General features: G+C 73.0%; 23 protein-coding genes. 12 read left to right on the forward strand and 11 right to left on the reverse strand.

Annotated elements, in window-relative coordinates; translation table 11 throughout:
- Nucleotides 1-6: 6 nt before the first annotated feature.
- Nucleotides 7-450, reverse strand: a complete 444-nt coding sequence (locus ACFYPJ_RS14875) for a MarR family winged helix-turn-helix transcriptional regulator (protein WP_389015847.1) — start codon at nt 448-450, stop codon at nt 7-9.
- A gap of 475 nt (nt 451-925) precedes the next feature.
- Here ACFYPJ_RS14875 and ACFYPJ_RS14880 point away from each other — a divergent pair, with 475 nt between their 5' ends.
- On the forward strand, nt 926-1,702 hold the full coding sequence (locus ACFYPJ_RS14880; protein ID WP_389015850.1) for a putative protein N(5)-glutamine methyltransferase: 777 nt from the start codon (nt 926-928) through the stop codon (nt 1,700-1,702).
- A gap of 221 nt (nt 1,703-1,923) precedes the next feature.
- On the opposite strand, the gene ACFYPJ_RS14885 is transcribed toward ACFYPJ_RS14880, so the two are convergent.
- Nucleotides 1,924-4,002, reverse strand: a complete 2,079-nt coding sequence (locus tag ACFYPJ_RS14885) for a SpoIIE family protein phosphatase (protein ID WP_389015853.1) — start codon at nt 4,000-4,002, stop codon at nt 1,924-1,926.
- Nucleotides 4,003-4,484: 482 nt separating this feature from the next.
- Between ACFYPJ_RS14885 and ACFYPJ_RS14890 the strand changes: the two genes are divergently transcribed.
- Both ACFYPJ_RS14890 and ACFYPJ_RS14895 read left to right on the forward strand, forming a co-directional pair.
- Entirely contained in the window at nt 4,485-5,366 is an 882-nt protein-coding gene (locus ACFYPJ_RS14890) for a hypothetical protein (RefSeq protein WP_389016029.1), read from the forward strand.
- A 124-nt stretch (nt 5,367-5,490) separates the two neighbouring features.
- On the forward strand, nt 5,491-5,865 hold the full coding sequence (locus ACFYPJ_RS14895) for a hypothetical protein (protein WP_389015856.1): 375 nt from the start codon (nt 5,491-5,493) through the stop codon (nt 5,863-5,865).
- Between the two features lie 37 nt (nt 5,866-5,902).
- Here ACFYPJ_RS14895 and ACFYPJ_RS14900 read toward each other — a convergent pair whose 3' ends face one another.
- From ACFYPJ_RS14900 to dhaK, 5 genes are all read right to left on the reverse strand, one after another.
- Nucleotides 5,903-6,481, reverse strand: coding sequence for a hypothetical protein (locus ACFYPJ_RS14900; protein ID WP_389015859.1), 579 nt, complete (start codon nt 6,479-6,481; stop codon nt 5,903-5,905).
- Between the two features lie 183 nt (nt 6,482-6,664).
- On the reverse strand, nt 6,665-7,657 hold the full coding sequence (locus ACFYPJ_RS14905) for a fibronectin type III domain-containing protein (RefSeq protein ID WP_389015861.1): 993 nt from the start codon (nt 7,655-7,657) through the stop codon (nt 6,665-6,667).
- Nucleotides 7,658-7,986: 329 nt separating this feature from the next.
- Nucleotides 7,987-8,397, reverse strand: coding sequence for a PTS-dependent dihydroxyacetone kinase phosphotransferase subunit DhaM (locus tag ACFYPJ_RS14910; protein ID WP_389015864.1), 411 nt, complete (start codon nt 8,395-8,397; stop codon nt 7,987-7,989).
- Entirely contained in the window at nt 8,390-8,989 is a 600-nt protein-coding gene (dhaL, locus tag ACFYPJ_RS14915; RefSeq protein ID WP_389015867.1) for a dihydroxyacetone kinase subunit DhaL, read from the reverse strand. Before dhaL ends, ACFYPJ_RS14910 begins: the two co-directional genes overlap by 8 nt.
- Nucleotides 8,990-9,035: 46 nt before the next feature.
- Nucleotides 9,036-10,028: a dihydroxyacetone kinase subunit DhaK gene (gene dhaK, locus ACFYPJ_RS14920; RefSeq protein WP_389015870.1), complete on the reverse strand. Its 993-nt coding sequence runs from the start codon at nt 10,026-10,028 to the stop codon at nt 9,036-9,038.
- Nucleotides 10,029-10,908: 880 nt separating this feature from the next.
- Between dhaK and ACFYPJ_RS14925 the strand changes: the two genes are divergently transcribed.
- Nucleotides 10,909-11,046: a hypothetical protein gene (locus ACFYPJ_RS14925; RefSeq protein ID WP_389015873.1), complete on the forward strand. Its 138-nt coding sequence runs from the start codon at nt 10,909-10,911 to the stop codon at nt 11,044-11,046.
- Between the two features lie 32 nt (nt 11,047-11,078).
- Here ACFYPJ_RS14925 and ACFYPJ_RS14930 read toward each other — a convergent pair whose 3' ends face one another.
- Complete coding sequence (locus tag ACFYPJ_RS14930; protein ID WP_389015876.1) at nt 11,079-11,282, reverse strand: hypothetical protein; 204 nt, start codon at nt 11,280-11,282, stop codon at nt 11,079-11,081.
- Between the two features lie 342 nt (nt 11,283-11,624).
- Between ACFYPJ_RS14930 and ACFYPJ_RS14935 the strand changes: the two genes are divergently transcribed.
- Nucleotides 11,625-16,028, forward strand: coding sequence for an HAD-IC family P-type ATPase (locus ACFYPJ_RS14935; RefSeq protein WP_389015879.1), 4,404 nt, complete (start codon nt 11,625-11,627; stop codon nt 16,026-16,028).
- 229 nt (nt 16,029-16,257) lie between these two features.
- Here the strand turns inward: ACFYPJ_RS14935 and ACFYPJ_RS14940 are convergent, their stop codons facing one another.
- Nucleotides 16,258-16,413, reverse strand: a complete 156-nt coding sequence (locus ACFYPJ_RS14940; RefSeq protein ID WP_389015882.1) for a DUF6131 family protein — start codon at nt 16,411-16,413, stop codon at nt 16,258-16,260.
- A gap of 501 nt (nt 16,414-16,914) precedes the next feature.
- On the opposite strand from ACFYPJ_RS14940, the gene ACFYPJ_RS14945 reads away from it, so the two are divergent.
- The 3 genes from ACFYPJ_RS14945 (at nt 16,915) to ACFYPJ_RS14955 (ending at nt 19,805) form a co-directional block, all read left to right on the forward strand.
- Complete coding sequence (locus ACFYPJ_RS14945) at nt 16,915-17,157, forward strand: hypothetical protein (protein WP_389015885.1); 243 nt, start codon at nt 16,915-16,917, stop codon at nt 17,155-17,157.
- On the forward strand, nt 17,150-18,247 hold the full coding sequence (locus tag ACFYPJ_RS14950) for a response regulator (RefSeq protein WP_389015888.1): 1,098 nt from the start codon (nt 17,150-17,152) through the stop codon (nt 18,245-18,247). Before ACFYPJ_RS14945 ends, ACFYPJ_RS14950 begins: the two co-directional genes overlap by 8 nt.
- Nucleotides 18,248-18,482: 235 nt before the next feature.
- Nucleotides 18,483-19,805, forward strand: a complete 1,323-nt coding sequence (locus ACFYPJ_RS14955) for a PP2C family protein-serine/threonine phosphatase (RefSeq protein ID WP_389015890.1) — start codon at nt 18,483-18,485, stop codon at nt 19,803-19,805.
- A 347-nt stretch (nt 19,806-20,152) separates the two neighbouring features.
- Here ACFYPJ_RS14955 and ACFYPJ_RS14960 read toward each other — a convergent pair whose 3' ends face one another.
- Nucleotides 20,153-20,731: a TetR/AcrR family transcriptional regulator gene (locus ACFYPJ_RS14960; protein WP_389015891.1), complete on the reverse strand. Its 579-nt coding sequence runs from the start codon at nt 20,729-20,731 to the stop codon at nt 20,153-20,155.
- A gap of 86 nt (nt 20,732-20,817) precedes the next feature.
- Between ACFYPJ_RS14960 and ACFYPJ_RS14965 the strand changes: the two genes are divergently transcribed.
- Both ACFYPJ_RS14965 and ACFYPJ_RS14970 read left to right on the forward strand, forming a co-directional pair.
- Nucleotides 20,818-21,744: an SDR family oxidoreductase gene (locus ACFYPJ_RS14965; RefSeq protein ID WP_389015894.1), complete on the forward strand. Its 927-nt coding sequence runs from the start codon at nt 20,818-20,820 to the stop codon at nt 21,742-21,744.
- Nucleotides 21,745-21,834: 90 nt separating this feature from the next.
- Complete coding sequence (locus ACFYPJ_RS14970; protein WP_389015897.1) at nt 21,835-22,290, forward strand: RpiB/LacA/LacB family sugar-phosphate isomerase; 456 nt, start codon at nt 21,835-21,837, stop codon at nt 22,288-22,290.
- Between the two features lie 117 nt (nt 22,291-22,407).
- Here ACFYPJ_RS14970 and ACFYPJ_RS14975 read toward each other — a convergent pair whose 3' ends face one another.
- Nucleotides 22,408-22,773: a DUF6479 family protein gene (locus tag ACFYPJ_RS14975; RefSeq protein ID WP_389015900.1), complete on the reverse strand. Its 366-nt coding sequence runs from the start codon at nt 22,771-22,773 to the stop codon at nt 22,408-22,410.
- A 161-nt stretch (nt 22,774-22,934) separates the two neighbouring features.
- Between ACFYPJ_RS14975 and ACFYPJ_RS14980 the strand changes: the two genes are divergently transcribed.
- Together ACFYPJ_RS14980 and ACFYPJ_RS14985 are read left to right on the forward strand one after the other, a co-directional pair.
- Complete coding sequence (locus ACFYPJ_RS14980) at nt 22,935-23,309, forward strand: ferredoxin (RefSeq protein ID WP_389015903.1); 375 nt, start codon at nt 22,935-22,937, stop codon at nt 23,307-23,309.
- A gap of 90 nt (nt 23,310-23,399) precedes the next feature.
- The gene (locus ACFYPJ_RS14985; protein ID WP_389015906.1) at nt 23,400-24,578 is read left to right on the forward strand and encodes an acyl-CoA dehydrogenase family protein; all 1,179 of its coding nucleotides are present in this window, start codon (nt 23,400-23,402) and stop codon (nt 24,576-24,578) included.
- The last annotated feature ends 87 nt before the right edge of the window (nt 24,579-24,665 follow it).

Below are 24,665 nucleotides of genomic sequence, written 5' to 3' on the forward strand. Positions count from 1 at the left end.
ACCCGGTCAGTCGGCCGCGACGGGACCCGGCCCCGCCGAGTTGTAGCGCTTCAGGAATTCGGCGAATCGGGTCAGGTCCTCCTCGGGCCAGTCCGCGAGCCGCTCCCGGACGGCGCCACGGCGGCTGCGGGTCACCTGGGCGAGCATCTCCTGGCCGTTCCCGGTCAGGTGCAGCACCTGGACCCGGTGGTCTGCCGGGTCCGCGCGCCGCGCGATGAGCCCGGCCCGCTCCAGGGCGGCCACCTGGCGGCTGACCGTGGACTTGTCCAGGGCGTAGTGCGCCGCCAGGTCCGTGGCCCGGCAGCCGCCGCTCTCCTCCAGGCGGCCGAGCAGGGTGAACGCCACCAGGGACAGTTCGGGGTGCATGCGGCCGGCCAGGGTCCGGGCCCGGCGGGCGAAGACCGTCATCTCGTACTGGATGGTCTCGATCGCCGTCTCCGCTGCCGTCACGGCACTGCCTCCTTCGCGCCTGCGGCCCTCCCTGGCCGCACGATACAACCCGGTGCTCCCGCGGTTCGGGCGCCGACCCGTGAGAGCCCGGAGCGGGGTGTGGACCGGGCGACCGGGCGACCGGGCCCTTCGACGGGGGAGGAGCGAGGGGAGCGGGAGGAGAGAGGGGAGAAGGTGATGGGTGACACGGCCGAGGCCGCGAGGAGGCCGGGTCCGGGCGGAGCCCGGGGCTCCAGGACGGCCGAAGTCCTGGCCTAAGTCGTGCGGGAGACCCGAAGCCGCCGTCGGTGCCGGGACGTTGGGGTAGGGTGGCCGTCCGGCCGTGGAACGTCCCAGCCGTGCGCGTCGAGGAGGTGAGACCCATTACCGCTCTGTCAGGTCGGGTGCTCACCCCACACCGCGGCGTGTATCGCCGGTAGCCGGTGCCGCGGGGAGCGCCCTTCGGCCCCAGGTCTCCGAAAGGCTCTCGGCTGCCATGCCCCTGCTCACCCCTTCCGCCGTGGTCACCGCGCTGCGCGCCGCCGGTTGCGTCTTCGCCGAGGACGAGGCGGAACTGATCCTCGCCACCGCCCGCACACCGGACGAAGCCACCGCGATGGTGGCCCGGCGTACCGCCGGACTGCCCCTCGAACAGGTCCTCGGCTGGGCCGGGTTCCACGGACTGCGGATCACCGTCGAACCCGGCGTCTTCGTACCCCGCCGCCGCACCGAGTTCCTGGTCGACCAGGCCCTCGCCCGCCGTCCGGGCGCCCGGGTCGTCGTGGACCTGTGCTGCGGCTCCGGCGCCGTCGGCGCCGCCCTGGCCGCGGCGCTGGGCCGGGTCGAACTGCACGCGGCCGACGTGGACCCGGCCGCCGTGCGCTCCGCCCGCCGCAACATAGCCGCCCACGGTGGGCACGCCCACGTGGGCGACCTGTTCGAGGCGCTGCCCCCGACACTCCGGGGCCGCGTCGACATCCTCGCGGCGAACGTGCCGTACGTCCCCAGCGGTGAGGTCGGTCTGCTCCCCGCGGAGGCCCGTGACCACGAGCCGCTGCTCGCCCTCGACGGCGGCGCGGACGGCCTGGACGTGCTGCGCCGTGTCGTCGCCGCCGCACCCGACTGGCTCGCTCCGGGCGGCTGCCTGCTGATGGAGACGAGCGAGCAGCAGGCACGCCCGGCCGTCGAGGCCCTGGCCCGGGCCGGGCTGACCGCGGTCCTGGCGGTCTGTGACGAGTTGTACGCACATGTGGTGATCGGGGTCAGGGAGTAGGCGCCGCGGAACGGGGACCGTACGGCCGGCGGGGTCTCACCGGCACCGCCGGCCGCACGCCGCCCCGGGCCGCACGCCCTGCCGAGCCGGACACCTTCCCCAGCCGCACGCCGTCACGTGACCGCCGAGCGGCGCCGGGGGCAATGTGTTTGCGCGACGCCTGCTGAGCGGCGCCCCGGCATGCGGCGTCAGCTACGCGACGCCCGGTCCTCGACCAAGGATCACTCGGCCCCGGCGTCCCGGGCCCGTGCGATGAGCAGCGCCACGTCGTCGTGGTTGTCGGGGTGGTGGAGTGTCCGCAGCAGCAGGTCGCAGACGTCCTCCAACGGGCGGTCCGGGCCGTCGAGGAGGACGAGCAGGTCGTCCAGGCGCTCGTCCAGCGAGTGTCTGCGGGTCTCCACCAGCCCGTCCGTATAGAAGACCAGCCGGTCGCCGGGGGCGAAGTCGACGGTGGTGGTGGAGAAGGCGACGCCGCCCACACCCAGCGGCACCCCCGTGGGCAGCGTCAGCAGCTCCGGAGCAAGTCCGGCGCGGACCCGGGCCGGGGGCAGATGCCCGGCATTGGCGATCCGGCACTGGCCCAGCCGGGGATCGTGGACGGCGTAGACGCAGGTCGCGATGGAGTGGTCGAGACCGGAGGCGATCTTGTCGAGGTGCTGGAGGAGCACCGCCGGATCGAGGTCGAGCGAGGCGAGGGTGGTGGTGGCGGTGCGCAGCCGGCCCATGGTGGCCGCCGCGTCGATGCCGCTGCCCATGACGTCGCCCACGACGAGCGCCGTCTTGCCGCCCTCCAGCGGGATGACGTCGAACCAGTCACCGCCGACCTCGGTGGTGGCGCCCGCCGGCTGATAGCGGGAGGCGACCTCAAGACCGGTCGTCACGGGTGGCCGGCCGGGCAGCAGACTGCGCTGCAGGGTGAGGGCGGTGTCACGGGCGTTCTGGTACCAGCGGGCGTTGTCGATCTGCACGGCTGCGCGGCCGGCCAGCTCCCTGGCCAGCAGTACGTCGTCCTCGTCGAAGGGCAGCGGATTGCTGGTGCGTTTGAGGTCGAGGGCGCCGAGCACCTCGCCGCGCGCGATCAGCGGCACCGCCAGATAGGAGTGCACGCCCGCCTGCCGCAGGAATTCGGCCGCCTCGGGGGAACGGGCGATGCGGTCCAGGTCCGCGTCCGCGACCCGCGGCACGACGACCGGGCTCGCGGTGCGTACGCACGTGGTGATCAGGCGGTCGGGGTCGTAGCTGACCCGGTGGCCGGGCAGGTCGGCGGCCCGGACCGCGTCCGCGTCCGCCGGCTGCTCCGCCCGGACCGCGAGCGGACGCATCATGACGGGCTCGGCCGGCTCGAACGTGCTGCGACGGCCGTCCACCACCGCGTCGAGCAGATCCACGACGGCCACGTCGGCCAGCTCCGGCACGGCGACGTCGGCCAGTTCGTGGGCGGTGCGATCCAGGTCCAGGGTGGTGCCGATACGGGCGGACGCGTCCGCGACGATGGCCAGCCGTCGTCGCGCGGCCTCGGCCTCGACCGCGGCCCGGTACTGCTCGGTGATGTCCACGACCGACGTCGCTACGCCGAGCACCCGGCCCATGGCGTCCTCCAGCCGGTACAGCGACACCGACCAGGCATGGTCCTCGTCCGGGTCCGCCGGTGTCCGGCCGACGGTGGCGCGGTCGACCACGGGCACGCCGGTTTCCAGCACCCGGCGGGTCGCCGCTTCCAGGCTGTCGGCGTCCAGCAGCGGCAGTACCTCGCGGAGGGTGCGCCCGGCATGCTCCTCGGCGGAGCGGCCGTTCATCCGCTCCAGCGTCGGATTCACCGAGACGAACCGTCCTGCGGTGTCCAGCACGGCCAGCCCGATCGGCGACTGGGTGACCATCCGCTCCGACAGGGCGACGTCCTGTTCCAGACGGCGCACCGTCGACAGGTCGGCCGCGAGTCCCAGCGCGAACACGTCGCCCCGGTCGTCCAACAGCCGCATGTTGCGGAACTCCACCAGCCGCGTGCTGCCGTCCTTGACCCGGATGGGGAACGCCCCGGCCCAGCTCCGGCCGGTCGCCATCACATCGGCGAACAGTTTCCCGACCATGTCGATGTGCTCGTCGTGCACCATCAGGCGGGCCGCGTACTCACCCAGGGCCTCCTGCGCCGAGTAGCCGAACAGCTCCTCCGCCTGGGGGCTCCACAGCACGATGCGGCCCTTGGTGTCCAGTACGACCGAGGCCACCCTGAGCACGTCGAGCAGGCCGCTCGGCCGCACCGGGCCGTCGCCCTCGGCCACGGGGGCCTCGGCTGTACTCATCGCACGCACCGCCTCCGACCGTCCCTGCGGCACGTCACCCCCTCGTCGTGCCGGCTCCCCATGTCTGGCGCGGCGCCCACACCTGACTCTCCGACGCCGCCGTCCGTTACCTCCACCATCCCTCAACATCGGGCCGGACGTCCGGCGAAACAGCCATCCACCGGACATCCACCGGTGCACTCCGGCCGGGGAACGCGCGGCAGCCGGCAGTTCCCCGGGCATCTGTTCGTCGTGGGCCGGTCCGGTCGGGCGTGTGTTCGCATCTGCAACATCTCGATGGCTGCCGGGTCGCCGGTCCCGTCCCGCTCGCCGGCCTCGGGCCGCGGTCCTCGGGCCGTGGCTCGACGGTGGCCCGCTGCGCGCCCAGGAGCCGTGAGTTCACCCCGAAGTTCGCCTATTGGTCTGTACATGCTCAGCGGATGCGGGACAGACTGACCGCCGGAACTCGCAACCCGCCCCCCACCACCGAGGAGTCGGCCTCCATGCCCGCGTCCGCCCGGCAACGTTGTCACGCAGTCCTGACCGGACTCGTCACCCTCGCCACCGCCGTCGTCGTGTCCGTGTCCGCCGCCCCGCCCGCCTCCGCCGCCGACACCTGGACCGAGGTCGGCTCCGACCGCGCCGACCCGCTCACCGAGAGCCAGGGCCTGGCCTCGGTCGAGGTCCCCGCCGGCAGCCCCAACCGCTACACCGGCGTCGGCACCATCCCCGTCGACCTCTCCGCCCGCGGCTGGAACCACGTGGGCGACCCCGACGCCTCCTACGACGGCCACTACATCGAGCCCTACCAGGCGGACTCCGGCAACGCCAAGATGTTCCGGGTCCAGGCGCCGGGCGGTGCCTGGTCCGAGTACGTGCACACCCTCAGCGCCGGGGAGGCGCTGAACAACTCCTGGGCCGCCATCTCGCCGGACGGGCAGTGGATGCTGTCGGGCGAGTACGGCACGATGAACCGGCTCCTGGTCTTCCCGACCCCGGGCGTCAACCCGAGCACATCGCCCTCCGCGAACCTCCCGCAGGCCGCCACCGTCAACCTGGACCACGCCGTGCGCGACGTCCAGGGCTGCGACTTCTCCGGCCCCACGACCCTGCTGTGCTCCTCCGACGACCCGGAAGGCAGCCTCTTCGGCATCACCAAGCCGCTGCTGCAGATCGACCTGTCCGCCCAGCCGAACGGCACCACGGACGTGTCCGGCCACGTCACGGCGCTGCGCCAACTCCCGTTGCGCAGCAGTTGCTCCGGCACCTTCGAGGCCGAAGGCATCGACTACGACCGGCGCAGCGGCACCCTGCGCGTGATCGTCGTCTCGCCCGGATTCTGCGTGCTCACCGACAGCAAGACGTACCGGTTCACGCGTGGCTGACCCGTCGGTCACCGGCGACGTCCGTGCCCGGTAGTGCTCGGCGGCGGGCGGTGCTTTGCTGAGGTGGGACGGGGTTGCCACGGGGCACCCCGTGCCACCGCAGCCGGCCACGAGAGGAGCGATCATGAAGAACATGGAGCGGTCGCACCCGGAATCCGTCTCGGTGGAGATCAGCGGGTGCTCCAAGGAGGACGCCCGGATCGTCTTCGACGCCCTGCGGGCCTGCTTCACGTCCGACCGGGGCGCGGACGAGGTGCCGCAGCAACTCCATGAGACGCGTCCCATGGTCTGGCTGGGCACCTACGACGTCGCGGACGCCCACACGGTGCCCGCCCCGCCCGCCCTGCGCGGGTCGTGCGTCGTCGCGGACGTCCAGGGCGGCTACTGGGCCGTGGACCGGTTCCGCACCACCCTGGACTCCCTGTTCCGCGTGCAGGAGACCTGCACGGCCTCCGGTGACCAGGAGCGGGACCTGCACCTGCGGCTGGAGAACCGCTGACGTTCCGTACGCAGCGCGGGTGCCTGCGGCGCCCGGCTCAGAACCCGTGGGGACGGGCGCGGCGGCGGAGGTACCAGGCCGTGGCGATGACCCCGCCACCCACCAGGGCCGCGCCGGCGCCGAGGGTGAGCGGCCCGTAGTCGCGCACGGTGCCGCCCAGACCGCCCAGGACCCCCCGCTGCGGGACGGCCGGGGGCGGGACCGCCGGGACCGCAGGCACCGCCGGAGCCGCGGGGTCCTTCGCGGTCTGCGGAACCTTCGGGGCGGAGACCACGACCGACTGGGAGCCGGCGGACGTGCCGTTCGAGCACACCACGACGGCTGTGTACGTCCCCGCGGCGACGTTCGACCAGGCGGCGGACTGACCGGCGGTCGTGCCCGAGAGCGGCGTCTGGCGTCCCTCGGCGAAGTTCCGCTGGTCGCCGGTGAGAAGGGAGGCGCTGCCCCAGTTGCCGTTGATCTGGGTGCACGCGCTGGTGGTGACCGAGACGGTGGATCCGTTGGCGCTGGCCGAGATGCCCGAGGCCGCCAGGGACGGCCCGGCGGACGATATCGGCAGTGCCGCGGCGACCGCCAGGATCGGCCCGGAGCGGATGAGAAGTCGAGTAGTGCGCATTGGGCTGCCCTCCGGCGGCACGGGTGGCGGAACGTCCCATGCGCCGCCTGGGGTCGGGAAACGTCCGTGCTGCCTCACCCGCATCCCATGCTCAGCCGGGCCCTGCCGCATCCGGACCGCCCCCGTACGAGTGGCGGTGTCCTCCGTTCCGGGCAATGCCGTGCGTGGTGGCTTCCCCGCGGCCTACGGAGTGGCGCCGGACCCCGCGCCCGTCGTCACGGCCCGCTCCGCCGAATACCCGCCCCAGATGCCGTCCGACAGCCTGGCCCGGATCCGCACCCGGTGATCGGCCCCGGCCGCCCGGCCGATGTAGAAGCTGTACGTCGCCCGGCCCTTCGGCGGAGTGCCGCCCCACACCAGCGAGGTCGGCTGCCCCCGGTCGAGCTGGATCTGGTACTCCGTGACCACGCCGTCGTCGGCCGGCGGGTCCCAGGACAGGTCGAGGTAGTACGCGCCGTCGGCGAGACGGCTCGCCACGCGGAAGCCGGTGGGGGCGGTGGCGCTGCCGTCGTCGGTGCCCGGCGTGGTGAGGCGGACGGCGCTGCTGGCGGGCGAGAGATTGTCCGCCGCGTCCCGGGCCCGGACGGTGAACGAGTACCGGGTGCCCGGACGCAGGCCGCCGACCACCGTCGCGGTCTGGTTGCCGCCGACGCTGTGGATCTTCGCCGTTCCCTGGTAGATGTCGTACGACACCACGGCCCGGTCGTCCTTCGCCGCCTTCCAGGACAGCTGGACCGCCCGGCTGCCGACGGCCCGGCCCGCCGGCCCGGCCGGACGGGAGGGCGCCGAGCCGTCCGCCGCGACCGCGGCCGGTGTCTTCGCCCGCACCTGCCGGCTGTCCGCGCTGAGCCGCCCCTCGGCGTCCCGGGCCCGGACGGTGAAGGCGTACATGGTGGACGGCCTGAGCCTGGTGACGTCCACCATGCGTTCGGAACCCCGTACTTCGGCGACCTTCGTGGAGCCGCGGTAGATCTCGTAGGAGCCGATGCCCGGTTCGTTCGGCACCGCGTTCCACATGACGTGCACGCTCGTGGCGCTTCCGGCCTCCGCGGTGACGCCCGTCGGCGCACCGGGCGGCCGCTCACCCCCGCTGTCGGAGGAGGAGCCCCAGCCGCAGGCCGAGACCAGCGCCAGGGCCGCCAGGGTCAGCACGTGGGGTACGGGAACGCGTCGCACGGCTGTGCCTCCCCGGGGACGGCAACGGCAATGGTCCGGACCAATATGGCCCGACCGGTGCGATCACAGCAAGAGGGCCGCGTTGGTGACCGCCCGCGGAAGTTACGTATGCTGACGTTCCTCACGGCCGAACTCTCCTGCAATGCAGGGGAGTTCGCGCCTGTGGCGCGGAACGCTGTCGTCGCTGATCCCGCGCCGTGCGCGGGTGGTCGGGGTGGCCTGGGCCGACGCGGCCCAGGCCCCCGGCCCCTGTCGGAGGCCGGATGCGGGCGCCCTGTCCACGACGACCGCGACGGCCCCGGACCCGAGGTCCCCGGTTCCGGGGATCCTCAGACCTTCCGGTACGAATACGCCTCGACCGCGGCCGCCTCCACCGCCGCCAGGTCGGCGCCCGCCGCCGCGGTGACGACCGCCGCCACCGCGCCCTCCACGAACGGCGCGTCCACCAGACGCGTGTTGTCCGGCAGTTCGTCGCCCTCCGCGAGCAGCGCCTTCACGGTCAGCACCGCGCTGCCCAGATCGGTGAGGACCGCGACCCCGGCGCCCCGGTCCACGGCGGCAGCGGCGGCGGCGATCAGTTCGGCGCTGGTGCCCAGACCGCCGCCCTCCGTGCCGCCCGCCGGCGCGACGGACACTCCCTCCGCGCCGCCCGCCAGGCCCTTCGCCAGCTCGGCGACCGAGGCGGCCACCTCGGCGCTGTGCGACACCAGCACGATGCCGACCCGCTGCCCCTCAGTCATCTGCGGCCTCCTCCAGCGCGGCGACGAGCAGGGCCGACGAGGTGGCCCCCGGGTCCTGGTGGCCGATGCTGCGTTCGCCCAGATAGCTCGCCCGGCCCTTGCGTGCCTGCAGCGGCGTGGTCGCCACGGCGCCCTCCTCGGCGGCGGCCCGCGCCGCGGCGAAACCGCCGCCGAGCGCGTCCACGGCCGGCAGCAGGGCGTCGATCATGGTCTTGTCACCCGGCGCTGCTCCGCCGAGCGCCATCACCCCCTCGACGCCGGCCCGCAGCGCCTCGGCGAACTGCGCCGGCTCGACCTCGGCGGCGTCACCGAGCGCCTTGCCCGTACGGCGCAGCAGGGTCCCGTACAGCGGACCGGACGCGCCGCCCACCGTCGAGACGAGCCGGCGTCCCGCCAGCGCCAGTACGGCCCCGGGCGTGTCGGGCGCCTCCTTCTCCAGCGCGGCCGTCACCGCATGGAAACCGCGCTGCATATTGGCGCCGTGGTCGGCGTCCCCGATGGCCGAGTCGAGAGCGGTGAGCCGTTCCGTCTCGCGGTCGATGGACGCGGCGGTCACAGTCATCCAGCGGCGGAAGAAATCGGCGTCGAGCACAAGATCTCCTTGCGTGGTAGGTACGTTGGTCGCTGCCTTTGCCGGGTCACATCCCCCAGCGCAGGGCCGGCGTCCGCACCGGCGCGTCCCACAGGCGCAGCAGGTCCTCGTCGACCTGGCACAGGGTGACCGAGGCGCCCGCCATGTCCAGGGAGGTGACGTAGTCGCCGACCAGGGTGCGGGCCACGACCACGCCCCGTTCGCCGAGCACCCGCTGCACCTCCGCATTGAAGCCGTACAGCTCCAGCAGCGGGGTCGCGCCCATGCCGTTGACCAGGACCAGCACCGGACCGCGCGGGGTCATGTCGTCCAGGATCGCGTTCACCGCGACGTCGGCGATCTCACCGGACGTCATCATCGGCCGCCGCTCACGTCCCGGCTCGCCGTGGATGCCGATGCCCAACTCCAGCTCGCCGGGCGGCAGATCGAAGGTGGGGCTGCCCTTGGCGGGCGTGGTGACCGCGCTGAGCGCGACGCCGAAGCTGCGGGAGTTCTCATTGACCTGCCGGGCGATGGACTCGACCCGCTCCAGCGGCTGCCCCTCGGCGGCCGCGGCGCCCGCGATCTTCTCCACGAACAGGGTCGCGCCGGTGCCGCGCCGCCCCGCCGTGTAGAGGCTGTCGCTGACCGCCACGTCGTCGTTGACCAGTACCTTCGCGATCTGGATGCCCTCGTCCTCGGCGAGTTCGGCCGCCATGTCGAAGTTGAGTACGTCGCCCGTGTAGTTCTTCACGATGAACAGCACGCCGGCGCCGCTGTCCACGGCCGCCGCGGCGCGTGCCATCTGGTCGGGCACCGGTGAGGTGAACACCTCGCCCGGGCAGGCGGCCGCCAGCATTCCGGGCCCCACGAAGCCGCCGTGCAGCGGCTCGTGCCCGGAGCCGCCGCCGGAGACGAGGGCGACCTGTCCCGCCACCGGGGCGTCCCGCCGTACGATCACCCGGTTCTCCACATCCACGGTCAGCTCGGGATGGGCCGCCGCCATCCCGCGCAGCGCGTCCGCCACCACGGTCTCCGGGACGTTGATGAGCATCCTCATGGGCGTCTCCTACGTAGCTCGGCAGGCATGCTTCCATACCTGCGTCTTAGCTGGTCAGAATATATGTGAGCAGTCGTCGACGGTGGCGGTACGGGGCGGTGGAAAACGGTCTTGGGCGGTACGGCGCCGACTGGATGCCGACGTTCTGACGGAGGTTCAGCTTCATCGGGTGGGCGGGGTGCGGCGACGCTGAAGTGCGCTATCGGCAGTATCGGCCTTGTGGCAGCGAAGGTCACGTGCGGCGACCGCTCGGGTGAACGAGGGGGGGCGGGTCCCGGCGTACGGACGGGCCGCGACTGTGCTCCGCGCGCCCTGCGCCTCGGCGTGCGGAGCGGCCAACGCTCCGGTGCCGCCGCGGCGCTCGACCGGGTGTTCGATTATCGCGACCGTCTCGGCGCGGGCACGCGGGGGATCGCCGCACGGGGGCGGATTGTCTGCTCCGGAGCTTCCGCATCGGCGTGGCCGGCGACGGCCGGCGACTCCTGGGACGCCCGGACGGTGAGCACACTGCTCGGCGCGCGCGTGCTCGACGCCGGCGGTGTCCACGCCGGCGGCGGGTCGGCGGCCCGGTCCAGGAACTCGACGGTGCCGTCGCCGTGCAGCAGGGCCGGCGGGCGCCGCTGTCGATCTCCGGCTCCGTCATGTCCATATCGCCCGATTCCAGCGATGCCCCTTTCGCGCGATATGTGCTCCCATCCGGGGTAGTCGGGGTGTCTGTGCCGTGAAGCCGGTCACGTTCCCCCGGCGGCATCGTTCGCAGGTCGGCCGGTGTTCGCCCGAGCGTCACAGAAAATGCACCTCAGGGGCATCCATGGCGGAGGAAATGAATGCATTGTCTGGTTTCAGAGACCCGTATCCATGGGAAAGGAAACCGACCGACATGGGCCAGATCCTCATAGCCGTGGCAACGAAGGTCGCCGTCGCGCTCGCCGAGGCGATCATCCTGCGCATCGTGTGGGAGCTGTGGGCCGCCTGCTCACGTTCCCTGCGGAGCGCAGCCCGGACGGCCGGCGCGTGAAGAACCCGCCCCGACCGTAGGTGCACGTCTCGTCACGTCTGTGCCGTGGTGTCTGCCTCCTTCTTCTCCTTCCGTACGCTGCGCAGCAGCCAGGTGGCTCCGCCGACGGCCAGTGCGACGGGCCATTCCAGGGCCCCTGCCACCGTCAGCGCGCCGAGACCTCCGTAGAACGCGAGTTCCCTGGCCGGGGGCCTGCTGGGCAGATGCGCCGTCGCCACGCGGGCGGTGCTCGTCATGTCCTCCTTCGTGAGGTACGGAATCGGCACCGCGGGATGCAGCGTATGCATGTGCACATGCAAACCCGCGCCGTTGTGCGATCGGGTTTCCGGACGCCGGGAACCTCCTGTTGTCCTGGCCATCGTCCTGCTCCTTTCCTCGGAGTCGGCATGATGTGCCACTTCGATTCTCGCGCGTTTCCAGTGGCGTGTGCGCGTTCACAGCGGTGCGATGGAAAGACGGGACACCCGCTCGCCCGGGCACGCGCAGGAGGGTGCCCGGGCTGCGGGAGCCGGTCCGAAGGGGACCGGCCGCAGCGAACTGGCCGCAATGAACTGGCCACAGGGAACTGGTGAGGCGCCGTGACACTGCCGGGACGTGGACTGCTGCGGGCTGTGCTGTCGTCCGCGACCGGTGCGCTGGGGAACGAGGCCGCAGACCGCGTACGGTTCTTCGGCCGGCGCGCGCACATCGCCGTCCGCGGCCTGCGCCCCGGGGACCTGCCCGAGCCCGTGGCCGAGAAGCTGGCCGAGGACGTCGAGCGGGAGCTGCGCGCCCTGCCCTCGGTGGACTGGGCCGTGGTGAACACCGTGCTCGGCCACGCCGTCGTGGGGACCGGGGAATCGGCCGACACCGAAACGATCACCGACGCCCTCGTCGAGGCGGTCGAAGCGGCCGAGGACGCCCACGGCGCCGAGGGTCCGCTGCCCGGGCATCCGGTGTCGGACGCACCCGCACGCCGTGCCACCGCGGCCATGGCGCTGCACGCGGCCGCCGCGCCGCTGGCGACGCTGGCCGGTCTGACCCGCCGCACCCCCGTCCCCGTGGTCGTCGCGGCGCTCGCTCCGCTGGTGGACGCCCACCCCCGGCTGCGGCGACTCGTGGAGCAGACGGTCGGCGCCGAGAACGCCGGGATGCTCCTGGCATCGCTCACGGCGCTTGGCCAGGCGGGCTCCGGCGGCGCGGTCGGTGCCGTCGTGGACATCGTCCGGCACGCCCTGCGCGCGATGGAGGCCGACGCGGAGGCCGCCGCCTGGGCCACCGCCGAGCCACGCCTCGCGGACAGCGCCGCAGCCGGCGCCCGGCGGGTGACGGTGCCGGCCCGTGCGGTGCCGCTGAAACCCGGTCCGATCGAGCGCTACGCCGACCGGGCACTCGCCGTCGCGGCGGCGTCGTTCACCGGTTCGCTGCTCGTCACCCGGCGTCCCAGACGGGCCGTCGGCGCGGCGCTGGCGGCGATCCCGAAGGCACCGCCCCTGGCGCGCGAGGGTTTCGCCTGCACCCTCGGCCGGGGCCTGGCCCGCCGGGGAATCGTCGTGGCCGACCCCGCCGCGCTGCGCAGGCTGGACCGGATCGGCACCCTGCTGCTCGACACGGAAGCGCTGGCCACCGGCGCACAGCTGCCGGCCGACCTGATCGCCCTCGACGACGACGCGCCCGCGGGCGAACTCGCCGCACAGGCCCACCGGATGTTCGACGGCCTGGCCCCGGACCGCGTCCGGCGGGACGGCGCATGGACGCTGGGTCCGGTCGAGGACCTGGCCCTGCGCGGTCGCACCGGGAAACACGCCCGGGAGCGCCTGCGACAGGAGGGCGCACGGCTCGTGCTGGGGCTGGCGCAGGGACAACGCCTGGCCGCGGTGGTCAGCGTGCTGCCCGAGATGCACGACGCCGCGGCCTCCTTCGTCCCGGCCGCCCACGCCGCCGGACTCAGGGTCGTGACCGCGGGGGCGTACACGGCCGACGCGTCCGTACGGGAGGCGGACGCCGTCAGTGACGGAGGCGACGGGCTGCTCGACGCCGTACGGGCCCTGCAACGCGACGGCGACGGAGTGCTGCTGCTCTCGCACGACCGGCGCGCGCTCCTGGCCGCCGATGTCGGCGTGGGCCTGACCGACCGCCGGGGGACACCGCCCTGGGGCGCGGACCTGTACCTGGACGGCGACCCCGCCTCGGCCGTGGTGATCGTGGAGGCCTGCCGCACCGCACGGGAGACCGCGCGCCGGGGCGTGCGGCTCGCCGAGGCGGCGGCCACCGTCGGCGCGACGGCCGTGCTGGCGGGACGGTCACGGCGCCCGGAGAGCGGCGGCGTGACGGCGTTCAACACGGCGGCCGGGCTGGGCATCGCGGCCGGAGTCTGGTCGGCGGTCCGACTGCTGCGGCGCCCGCCGCCGCTGACCGTGTCGCGGCACCCCTGGCATGCGATGGACCCGTCCACCGTGCTCGCCCGGACCGGCAGCGGCGACAGGGGCCTGACCGCCGAAGAGGCACGGGCCCGCGCCACCACCGGTGAGCGGGCGCCGGGCATGTCGCTCGGCCGGGCCTGCCTGTCCGAGCTGGCGAACCCGCTCACGCCCGTTCTCGGTGCCGGTGCGGCCATGTCGGCGTCGGTGGGCGCCGTCCTCGACGCCGCCGTCATCGTGGTGGTCTCCGCTCTGTCCGGCCTCTTCGGCGGCTTCCAGCGCTACCGCACCGACCGGGCGGTCGCCCGGCTGCGCCGGGAGTCGGCCGTCATGGCCAGTGTGGTGCGGGACGGGGCGGAGGCCGAGATCCCCGCCCAGGAGATGGTCGTCGGCGACGTGGTGGAGCTGAACCCCGGCGACGTGGTCCCGGCCGACGGCCGCCTGCTGGAGGCCGATCAACTGGAGGTCGACGAATCCGCGCTGACCGGCGAGTCGCTGCCGGTGGCCAAGGCAGTGGCACCGGTTCTGGCCTCGGACCTTGGGGACCGTACGTCCATGGTCTACGAGGGCACCACCGTGGCGGCCGGCCGCGGGCGCGCGGTCGTCGTCGCGACCGGCACGGCCACCGAGGCGGGCCGCGCCGCCCTCGACGGCCGGGACGCGGCGCCCGTCCCGGGGGTCGAGCGCCGGCTGGCCCGGATCACGCGGACCACGCTGCCGGTGGCCCTCGGTTCGGCCGCCGCCGTGGTGGCGGCGGGCATGCTGCGCGGACGCCCCTTCCGGGACACCGTCGGGGCAGGGGTGGGCCTCGCCGTCGCCAGCGTGCCCGAAGGGCTGCCGTTCCTGGTCTCGGCCGCCCAACTCGCCTCCGCCAGAAGGCTTTCCGCTCGCGGCGCCCTGGTCCGGCGCCCCCGCGTCATCGAGGCGGCCGGCCGCACCGACGTCCTGTGCTTCGACAAGACGGGGACCCTGACCCACGGGCGGATCTCCCTCGTCGCCGTGGCCGCCGACGGCGACAGCCGGGCCCTCGAATCGCTCCGCGGCGAACAACGTGCCGTCCTCGCCGCGGCGCTGCGGGCGACCCCGCGTCCGCACAACGGCGGGCAGTTGGAACACGCCACGGACGGCGCGGTCACCGAGGGCGCGGCGGAAGCCGGGGTCGGCCGGACCACGGCCGCGCCGGGCTGGCGGCACACCTCGACCCTGCCGTTCGAGCCCAGCCGTGGTTTCCACGCGACCCGCGGCCGCCAAGGCGGGCGCCGGGTCCTGTCGGTGAAGGGGGCGCCGGAGGAGATCGTGGCGCGCTGCGCCACCCGCCACGGCCGGCCCCTGAAGCCGAAGGACCGCAACGCCGCCCTGGCGGCGGGCGAGAAGCTGGCCGCCGAGGGCCACCGGATCCTCGCGGTGGCCGAACTGACGGACGCACCTGGCGGCAAGCTCACCGACGACGCGGTCGACGGCCTCGACTTCCTCGGCTTCCTCGCGTTCGCCGACCGGGTGCGGGGCACTGCCCGGGACGCGGTGCACCGGCTCGCGGAAGCCGGGGTGCACATCGTGATGATCACCGGAGACCACCCGGGCACGGCCGAGTCGATGGCCGGCGAACTGGGCGTCCTGGACGGCCGGCGGGTGGTGACGGGGGCCGAACTCGACGACATGGACGACCAGGTCCTCGACAAGGTGCTGCCCGACGTGGCCGTCGTCGCCCGTGGCACCCCCGTGCACAAGGTCCGCGTGGTGCAGGCGTTCCAACGCCTCGGCCGTACGGTCGCGATGACCGGCGACGGCGCCAACGACGCACCCGCCATCAGGCTCGCCGACATCGGGATCGCGTTCGGTGCGCGGGCCACACCGGCCGCCCGCGCGGCCGCCGACCTCGTCGTCACCGACGACCGGCTGGAGACGGTGCTCGCCGCGCTGGTGGAGGGCCGTGCGATGTGGGCCTCCGTGCGACAGGCCCTGGCGATCCTCGTCGGCGGCAACCTCGGCGAGATCGCCTTCACCCTCCTCGGCGCCGCGGCCACCGGGACCTCGCCGCTGACGGCCCGCCAGCTTCTCCTGGTCAACCTCTTCACGGACCTTGCGCCCGCGATGGCCGTGGCCCTGCGCCCGCCGCACCCCGACGCCGCGGAACGCCTGATCCAGGAGGGGCCGGAGGTCTCGCTCGGCACGGCCCTGACCGAGGAGATGATGTGCCGCGCCGCGGCCACGGCCCTGGGTGCCACGGCCGGCTGGCTCGCCGCCCGCCTCAGCGGCCGGGCCACCCGCGCCCGCACCGTCGCCCTGGTCGCCCTGGTCGGCGCACAGCTCGGCCAGACCCTCCTGGTCGGCGGGCGCAGCAGGTCGATCGTCATCTCCTCGCTGGGCTCCCTGGCCGCACTCGCGGTGGTCGTCCAGACCCCGGTGCTCAGCCGCTTCTTCGGCTGCACGCCACTCGGCCCCGTGGCCTGGACCATCGCACTGACCGGGGCGGCCGGGGCGACGGTGAGCTCGCTGTTCCTCCCACCGCTGATCTCCCGCCTGCGTACGGCGGTCCCCGGGCGTCCGGCCAAGCCGTCCGGCACCCCCGTGGGGAACGGGTGAGCGGACGAGCCGGCTGGGGTGCGGGTGCCGTCCTCGCCCCGGGGCCGGGCCGGTCCCGGATGCCGGGGTCGCAGACGGACGAGAACGCGGTGACCTTCACGCAGATGCGCGACGCTCATGCAGGGCGGTGACGCTCATGCAGGGCGGTGATGTGCACGCACGGTTGTGACGTGCACGCAGGGCGGTGATGTGCACGCACTGATGTGGCGCGCACGTATGGTCGTGCCGCTCACCAGTAGTGACGTCGCCCGGCGACCGCGTGGCCCATGGTTCCCAGGAGCCACAGGACGACGCCGATCACGGCCAGGATGATGCCGATGGTCCACAGGATCGCGATGCCTGTGAGGAAACCGATGATGAGCAGGATGACGCCGAGGGCAATCATGATGTGCCTCCTGCCGTTGGCTGCTCATTCCCGAGTGCCCCGAAGCGACGCCCTCACCCATCGGATGCCCTCATCCACCAGCGGCGGCCGGATCCGGGCGCGCACAGCGTGGGCGACGACCGGTCCGACGGCGCGGGCGAACCCGCCTCCGCCGGTCCGGCCGGACTCCGACACCCTGCATGCGGGCGATGCGGCGATGCGGCGATGCGGCGATGCGGGCGATGCGGGTGTGCGAGTGATGCGAGTGATGCGGGTGATGCGGGTGGACGTGAGTGTCCGGGTGTTGCCGCAACACCTGCCGTGCGTCGGCCCTGACCTCGGACCGGGTGCGTTGCGGACGGCACGCGGCGGCGGCAACGGACCGCGGATGTTGCCGGTTTGCCGGTTGCCCGGCGCAACGGATTCACCTGCCGTCATTGTGTTGCTCATCGCGCGGTGGGCCCGTCCGGGGGCCGTGCCGTCCCGGCCGGTGTGCGGCCGGGGTGAGGAGAGGCAGGTTCGATGGATCGTTCGCTCGTGTCGGTGCGGGCCGCGTTGGTGCTCTTACTGGCGGCGCTGGCCGGTGTGGCCGCGGGACTGCTGTCGGCGCTGGCCGGCGACGGGGTGGCGGGCGGCCTGCTCGCCGGGCTCGCCGCGGCGGGCGGGTCCCTGCCGGTGTTCAACCAGGTGATCGCACCGGACCCAGGCCGGCCCGGTCCTGCCCCGCGCGAGGTGCGCGCGAAGGGCGGGAAGGGCCGTGGGTGACCTGCGTCCGCTGCCCTCGGACCTGACACCGGAGTCGCGTGCCCTGGCCATGGCACTGCGCGAGTTGTTCGAGAGCCTGGACGTCTCGGTCCGCCGCTACGCGGCCCGTCGGCTGCGCGACCCCGGTACGTTCTCGCGCTACCTCGGCGGCAGCCGCGTCCCGCCCTGGGAAGTGGTGATGGACCTGTTCACGGACGCCGCCGAACACCGGGGCATGGCCGCCACCCCGGACGCCATCGAGCTGGTGCGCCGCCTGCACCGGGCGGCCGTCGCGACCAGTGTCTCGCCCCGCCACGCGGTCGAGGTGCTGGAGCAGCAACTCGCCGAAGCGGACCGCGTCTCACGCCGTTCGACCGCACGCGGCGACGCGCTGAGCGACGCGCTGCTGGACCGCAAACACCGCATCGCCGACCTGGAGGTGCGCCTGAACCAGTTGGAAGCGGACTGGGCCGCGGAACGCGAACGCGCCGACCGGCTGGCCGCCGCCGGCCCCGACGTCACCGACCTGCTCCACGAACGCGATCAGCTGCAGGACGAGGTCACCCGCCTGGCGGCCCTGCTGCGGGAGGCGCAGAACCAGCGCGACGAGGCCGAACAACGCTGCACGCTGCTGGAACGCCAACTCGACGCGGTCGAGCAGATCCCGCAGCCCGCCGCGGCCGTGTCACCGGCCGTCTCCCAGGTCATGCCCAAGGTCCTCATCGTCGACGACCAGGCGGACAACCTGCTGGCCATGACCGCCGTCCTGGCCACGCTCGACCAGGAACTGGTCTCCGTCTCCTCCGGTCGCGAAGCCCTCAAGGCCCTGCTCGACCACGACGACTTCGCCGTGATCATCATGGACGTCCAGATGCCCGACATGGACGGCTACGAGACCGCCGCCCACATCAAACGGCGCCCCCGCACCCATGACGTCCCCATCATCTTCCTCACCGCGATGGGAACCGATCCCGAACACTCCGCCCGGGGCTATGCCGCCGGCGCGGTCGACTACATCGGCAAACCCTTCGACCCCTGGGTTTTGCGCGCCAAGGTCGCGGTCTTCACCGGCATCTATCTCGAACAGCGGCGCCTCGCCGGAGAAGGATGACCACCGGATCGTGCCACCGGCCGGGCGGCGGCACAGGCGCTCCGATCATGTGTGACATACCGCTATCGGTGCAATGCCCGGTGTCGTGCCGTTCGGCGGGTCACGCTGTGCGGACTGTCGGGCACGGTCGGGGCAGGGAGTCCATGGGGTGCAACAGGCGTACGGGAACAGATCGTGTGAGCGGTTTTCACATGAGCGTCACCGGGAGCGGGCAGCGGACGGACGGCCGCCGGTGATGGCAGAAGAACCGGACACCTCAGGGACGCCGGACGACTCGCCACGGCAGCGGCTGGGCGTGGAGCTGGAGGTGATCGCCGAACAGCTCCGGTCGCTGGCCCGGGCACAGGACCGGTTGCACGAGCTGTACGAGGCTGTCCTCGGCCGGAACGTGGACCTGTCGGTGCTGTTGAAGCTGATCGTCGACACCGCGATGGAACTGGTCGGTGCCCGCTACGCCGCCCTCGGCGTCCTCGACGCGAAGGGCGAGACCCTCGTACGGTTCATCTCGGCGGGTCTGTCGGATCAGGAGCGGGCCGACCTGGCCGGCGTCGAATTCCCGCGCGGCCGTGGCCTGCTCGGACGCCTCATCGCCGTCCCCGAACCGCTGCGCGTCAATGACATCGCCGCCCATCCGGACGCGGTCGGATTCCCGCCCGGCCACCCGCCGATGCGGTCCCTGCTCGGAGCCGCGATCAGCACACGCGGCAAGATCTACGGAGACCTCTACGTCGCCGACCGACGCGACGGGAAGCCCTTCAACACCCATGACGAGGCGCTCATCGCCTCGCTCGCCGGCGCCGCGGGCCTGGCCATCGACGACGCCCGCCTCTACCGGCAGACCCGGCTCGACGCCGAGCTGTTCCAGCGGCTCCTGCTGCCGAGCCTGCCGGAACTGCGCCCCTTCGAAGCCGCCGCGGCCTATCGTGCCGCCGTCACACCGGGCCACATCGGCGGCGACTGGTACGACGCCCTCCTGGTTCCCGACGATGCCTGCGCGGCCGTCATCGGCGACGTCGCCGGACACGACCTGCAAGCCGCGGCCGCCATGGCCCAGATCCGCAACATGCTGCGCGTTCTCCTCTACGGCCAGCGCACCCTGCCCGCCGCCGTCCTCGCCCACCTCGACGGGGCGCTCCAGGTGCTCACCGAGCAGCCGTTCACCACGGCGTGCCTCGCCCGCATCGACCCCGCCCCGCCGGGCAACTGGCGGCTGAGCTGGAGCACCGCGGGTCACCTCCCGCCCCTGCTGCTCACCCCCGACGGCCGCACCCGGTACCTGATCGCCGACCCCGACCTGCCGCTCGGCATCGACACCTCCGTGCCGCGCACCGACCACACCTGCCTCCTGCCCGGGGGATCCACGGTGATCCTCTTCACCGACGGCCTCGTCGAGCACCTTCGGCACCCGATCGAGACGGGGCTGGAGCGCCTCGCCGCCCTCGCCACCAGGCACGCCGCTCTGCCCTTGCAGGAATTCGTCGAAGCCCTGGCCGACCAGCACCCCAGCGACGGCCACGACGACATCGCCGTACTGGCGCTCCGTGCCCCGCACTCCTGAACCGCCCGTCACCGCCGGAAGGACCGGGCGCCGTCGGGCCTTGGCCCAATTCATACTCACCCGGTATCAACGGTGCTCGAATCGGTCCTTGAGCGGAACTCAGCTACACCTGATCACGGACCACACCTGATCACGCATTCACCTGAACCTGATCACGGACGGGCCCCGGGTCCGTGCCCTGTCCGGGCGCGGACCCGCGGTGCTGCGTGTGCGCTGCCGGCCGGCCCGCACCGGCCGTCCGGGCCGCCGAAACCGGTTCTCGCCCCCTCGGCCTGTCCGGCCACCCGCTCGCCTGCCCATCCGCTCGTCGGCTCGTACGGGCGGACGGTCTCACCGATCGGTCACGATTACGGCTCGGCCCGGCCGCCGGCCGTCAGGTCCCGCATCCCGTCCAGCGACTCCCTCAGCCAGTCGCCCAGCTCGCGTTCGTCGTCCGCCGCGATCCAGCGTGCGAAGCCGACCTTGAAGACGGCGACCCCCATTTCGGCGGTCAGGCTCGCGGCGGGCTCCCCGACACCGCGCCCGCGCAGGGCGTCGGCGGCCGCGGCCGACAGGGTGGCGAGCTTGGTCAGCTCGCGTTCCCGCAGTTCCCGGTTGGCCGCGATGACGGCCTGTCGCCGCCGCGCGAGATCGCGCCGGTCGGTGAAGACCGCGCAGGCCGCCGTGAGCCCCGCCGTCAGCGCGTCGACCGGCGCGGCGGACAGGGGAGTCCCGGCGACCCCGTTCACGAACAGGTCCTGGAGCAGGTCCGAGCCGCCGAACAGCACCTCGCGCTTGTCGGCGTAGTGCCGGAAGAAGGTCCGCTCGGTCAGACCGGCCCGGCCGGCGATCTCCGCCACCGTGGTCTGCTCGTAGCCCCGCTCGCTGTAGAGCTCCAACGCCGCCTCGGCCAGGCGTCCGCGCGCATCCGGCTCCCATCTGCCCATGCGCAGATCCTACGTGATGGCAGTGCCTGACATCGCATGCTACGGTCGATGACAGTCACTGACTTCAAGGTCTGGGGTGTTTGTTCATGCGCATCTTCGTGACCGGAGCGTCCGGCTGGATCGGCTCCGCACTCGTTCCCGAACTCATCGCCGCGGGGCACCAGGTCGTCGGGCTCGCCCGCTCCGACGCCTCCGCCGCCGCCCTCACCGCCGCCGGAGCGGAGACGGTCCGGGGCACCGTCGACGACCACGACGTGCTGGCCGGTGCCGCGGCCGCGTCGGACGGCGTGGTCCACCTCGCCTTCAAGCACGACATCGCCTTCAGCGGGAACTTCCAGGGTGCCGCCGAAGCCGACCGCCGTGCCGTCGACGCCCTCGGCGAAGCACTCGCCGGTACCGGCCGTCCTTTCGTCCTCGCCTCCGGCGTGGCCGGCCTCGGTCCGGGGCGCGTGGCGACCGAGCAGGACATGCCGGCCGCCGACGGCTCACCGGCTTCCGCCCGCATGGCCACCTCCATGGCGGTGCTCGCACTCGCCGCGCGCGGCGTGCGCTCCTGCGTGGTCCGGCTCTCTCCGACCTGCCATGGCGACGGGGACGCCGGGTTCATGGCGTCCCTGGTCGCCGTCGCCCGCGCCAAGGGTGTCTCCGGCTACATCGGCGACGGCGCGAACCGCTGGCCGGCCGTCCACCGCCTCGACGCGGCACGGATGTTCCAGCTCGCGGTCGAGCGGGCCCCCGCGGGTTCGGTGCTGCACGGCGTCGCCGACGAAGGCGTCGCGATCCGCGACATCGCCGAGGTCATCGGCCGTCACCTCGATCTGCCGGTGACGTCCGTGGCCCCCGAGGAGGCGGCCGGGCACTTCGGCTGGCTGGCCGGTTTCCTCGGGTCCGACATACCGGCCTCGAACGCCCTGACCCGCGAACTGATCGACTGGCGGCCCGTCCACCCCGGCCTCCTCGACGACCTCGACAAGGGCCACTACTTCGCCACCCCCGCCCCCGCCGCTACCTGACGGCGCGGCCGGTCCGGGCCTTGCTCCGGACCGGCCCCGGTCGACCCCGAGCAGTGGGCGCGGGCCCGACGGTCGATTAGGCTCCGCGGCATGCTGATCTCTGTCTCCTCGGACACGGACGCACCCGTCGCCCGTCTCCTCGTCGCGGAACTGCGCGAACGCGGGCACGAGGTGCGCGCGCACGGGGCGCTGGAGCCCGGAGCGGACCCTCAGTGGGCGGTCTGTGCGGAGGCGGCGGCCCGGGACGTGGCCGCCGGGGCGGCGGACCAGGCCGTCGTGTGCTGCTGGACCGGTACCGGCGCTTCGATCGCGGCGAACAAGGTTCCCGGCGTCCGTGCGGCGCTGTGCACGGACGCCTACACCGCCGCAGGCGCCCGACGCTGGAACGACGCCAACGTCCTGGCCCTCGGTCTGCGCCTGACCTCCGAGCCAGTCCTCAAGGAGATCCTGGACGCCTGGTTCGCGACCGGGCCCAGTGACGACGCCGAGGACCGGGGCAATGTGGCCCATGTCGGGCGCCTCGACGCCGGGCGGGCGGGTTCGTAGCCGTGTTCGCCTCCCCGGCCCCGGGGTCTGCTGGGCGTGGCGACCTCCCAGGGCAGGGGCGGAGCGAGGACCGTACGGATGCCTTGTGGCTGCCGCCGGGGGATGGGCGGGTGCCGGTCAGTGGGCGCCCAGGCCGCCCCCGCCGAACGAGCCGCTGGAGCCCTTGCTCCAGCGTGGCCGTTCCTGGGTCGTGCTCGACCGGGTCTGCTGGTTGCTCAGCTCGTACGGGGTGAGCGGACGGCGGCCGTCGAGCGTTTTCGGCACCTCTTCGGACTCGCGGTTCTCCCGGATCTCGCGCACCGCACCGCCCGGGGGCAGCTGCGGCTGTTCGTCGGGGCGCGGCCGGGGCGGTTCGCGGAACTTGACCCGGGAGCCCAGCCAGAAGCTGCCGGCGAGCACCGCCAGGACGGCGACGGCCACCGCGAACAGCGCGAGACTCCACAGGCCGCTCGGCGCGGCCATCTGTATCGAATGTGTGCTCATAGCGCTGACCTACCCCTCCATAAACGGGGTGAATCGGACACATCTCATTCTGGACGCTCAGTGCTCCTCGTGAACAGTCGGCGGTGGGTGAAATGAACAGCCGGCGGGAAGCGATCCCGCCGCCCGGGTTTCACCCGCCTCGCCGGGGCAACCCGGGGCGTGTGACACAGAGGACTTCCGAGCAGGAGCTGTATCGCTTCCTTGAGGACCGCTTCGCCTGTGCACAGGCGTGCACCGAGTGCGCGCGGGCGTGTGCGCTGCGGGTGAGCCTGCTGGATCCGGACGGGAGTGACGGGCCGGAGCGGGCTCGGCGGCAGGGCATTCTGTGCGCGGAGGTGTGCGACACCACCTGTCGCATGCTGTCCGAGCAGGACTGCCAGGACGAGTCCGGAGTCCGGGTCCAGCTGGAGTGGTGCCGCGCCGTCTGCGCCGACAGTGCGTTGGCGTTCGGCGGGCGGCCGGGCGCGCAGTCGACGGCGGAGGCGTGCCGGGTGTGCGCCCGGGCCTGCGCCGACTTCGTCGCGCTGCTGGACTGAGACTTCCTTCGAGGCGTGCCATTCACAATTTCTGTAACACGTTCTACGGTGTGCGCCGTCAGGACCGGCCATCGGGAGCCTGGAGGCGCCGTGCATCTCGACCACACGCCCGAGCAGCAGCGGCTGCGCACCGAACTGCGCGCCTACTTCGCCGAGCTGGTGCCGGACAACGCGTACGCGCGCTACGCGGACCCCACGGCGCAGAAGCGGTTCTACCGTGAGACGATCCGGCGGCTCGGCACGGACGGCTGGCTCGGTGTGGGCTGGCCCGAGGAGTACGGCGGGCGCGGGCTTACGGCGATGGAGCAGTTCATCTTCTTCGACGAGGCCGCGCAGGTCGGCGTACCGCTGCCGCTCATGGCGCTGAACACGGTCGGCCCGACCCTGATGCGGTTCGGCACCGACGAGCAGAAGGGCTACTTCCTGCCCCGGATCCTGTCCGGCGAGATCGACTTCGCCATCGGGTACAGCGAGCCGGACGCCGGGACGGACCTTGCGTCCCTGAAGACCCGCGCCGTGCGTGACGGGGACGAGTACGTGGTCAACGGGCAGAAGATCTGGACCACCAACGGCGACACGGCGGACTGGGTGTGGCTGGCCGTGCGTACGGATCCCGAGGCCCCGCCGCACAAGGGCATCACCATGCTCCTGGTGCCGACCGCCGACCCCGGCTACACCTGCACCGTGATCAACACCCTCGCCTCGCACGACACCACGGCCAGTTACTACGAGGACGTCCGCGTCCCCGTCTCCCGCCGGGTCGGCGCCGAGAACCAGGGCTGGCGGCTGATCACCAACCAGCTCAACCACGAACGCGTCACCCTCGCCGCCCACGGCACGATGGCGATCCGCGCGCTGCACGACGTCCAGCGCTGGGCGGCGGAGACCAGGCTCACCGACGGCCGCCGGGTCGTCGACCTGCCCTGGGTGCGTAACCGGCTGGCCCGGACCCACACCAGGCTGGACGCGATGAAGCTCCTGAACTGGCGGATGGTGAACGCCGTCCAGGACGGCAGCCTCACCCCGCAGGACGCCTCCGCGGTGAAGGTGTACGGTTCCGAGGCCCGCCGGGACGCCTACGCCTGGCTCATGGAGATCGTCGGCGCGGCGGGCCCGCTCAGGGAAGGCTCGGCGGGCGCGGTCCTGCACGGCGAACTGGAACGCGGCTACCGCTCGGCGGTGATCTTCACCTTCGGCGGCGGCAACAACGAGATCCAGCGCGAGATCATCTCGTGGATCGGACTGGGGATGCCGCGCGTGCGGCGCTGAACCTGTGTGACCAGAGTGCATGCCTGGTTCGTCCGCGCCGGCGGTGGCCGCGTCGAAGCTGCTCTCCAACGGTGTCCGCCGGTCGCA

The sequence above is a fragment of the Streptomyces sp. NPDC006012 genome (assembly GCF_042871185.1).
Classification (GTDB): Bacteria; Actinomycetota; Actinomycetes; order Streptomycetales; family Streptomycetaceae; genus Streptomyces.

Excerpts from the sequence above, each read along its gene's own strand:
- ACFYPJ_RS14880 (WP_389015850.1), top strand. The coding sequence starts at position 926 with ATGCCCCTGCTCACCCCTTCCGCCGTGGTCACCGCGCTGCGCGCCGCC.
- ACFYPJ_RS14885 (WP_389015853.1), bottom strand. The coding sequence starts at position 4,002 with ATGAGTACAGCCGAGGCCCCCGTGGCCGAGGGCGACGGCCCGGTGCGG.
- ACFYPJ_RS14890 (WP_389016029.1), top strand. The coding sequence starts at position 4,485 with ATGCCCGCGTCCGCCCGGCAACGTTGTCACGCAGTCCTGACCGGACTC.
- ACFYPJ_RS14895 (WP_389015856.1), top strand. The coding sequence starts at position 5,491 with ATGAAGAACATGGAGCGGTCGCACCCGGAATCCGTCTCGGTGGAGATC.
- ACFYPJ_RS14900 (WP_389015859.1), bottom strand. The coding sequence starts at position 6,481 with ATGCGCACTACTCGACTTCTCATCCGCTCCGGGCCGATCCTGGCGGTC.
- ACFYPJ_RS14910 (WP_389015864.1), bottom strand. The coding sequence starts at position 8,397 with ATGACTGAGGGGCAGCGGGTCGGCATCGTGCTGGTGTCGCACAGCGCC.
- dhaK (WP_389015870.1), bottom strand. The coding sequence starts at position 10,028 with ATGAGGATGCTCATCAACGTCCCGGAGACCGTGGTGGCGGACGCGCTG.
- ACFYPJ_RS14925 (WP_389015873.1), top strand. The coding sequence starts at position 10,909 with ATGGGCCAGATCCTCATAGCCGTGGCAACGAAGGTCGCCGTCGCGCTC.
- ACFYPJ_RS14930 (WP_389015876.1), bottom strand. The coding sequence starts at position 11,282 with ATGACGAGCACCGCCCGCGTGGCGACGGCGCATCTGCCCAGCAGGCCC.
- ACFYPJ_RS14940 (WP_389015882.1), bottom strand. The coding sequence starts at position 16,413 with ATGATTGCCCTCGGCGTCATCCTGCTCATCATCGGTTTCCTCACAGGC.
- ACFYPJ_RS14945 (WP_389015885.1), top strand. The coding sequence starts at position 16,915 with ATGGATCGTTCGCTCGTGTCGGTGCGGGCCGCGTTGGTGCTCTTACTG.
- ACFYPJ_RS14955 (WP_389015890.1), top strand. The coding sequence starts at position 18,483 with ATGGCAGAAGAACCGGACACCTCAGGGACGCCGGACGACTCGCCACGG.
- ACFYPJ_RS14960 (WP_389015891.1), bottom strand. The coding sequence starts at position 20,731 with ATGGGCAGATGGGAGCCGGATGCGCGCGGACGCCTGGCCGAGGCGGCG.
- ACFYPJ_RS14965 (WP_389015894.1), top strand. The coding sequence starts at position 20,818 with ATGCGCATCTTCGTGACCGGAGCGTCCGGCTGGATCGGCTCCGCACTC.
- ACFYPJ_RS14970 (WP_389015897.1), top strand. The coding sequence starts at position 21,835 with ATGCTGATCTCTGTCTCCTCGGACACGGACGCACCCGTCGCCCGTCTC.
- ACFYPJ_RS14975 (WP_389015900.1), bottom strand. The coding sequence starts at position 22,773 with ATGAGCACACATTCGATACAGATGGCCGCGCCGAGCGGCCTGTGGAGT.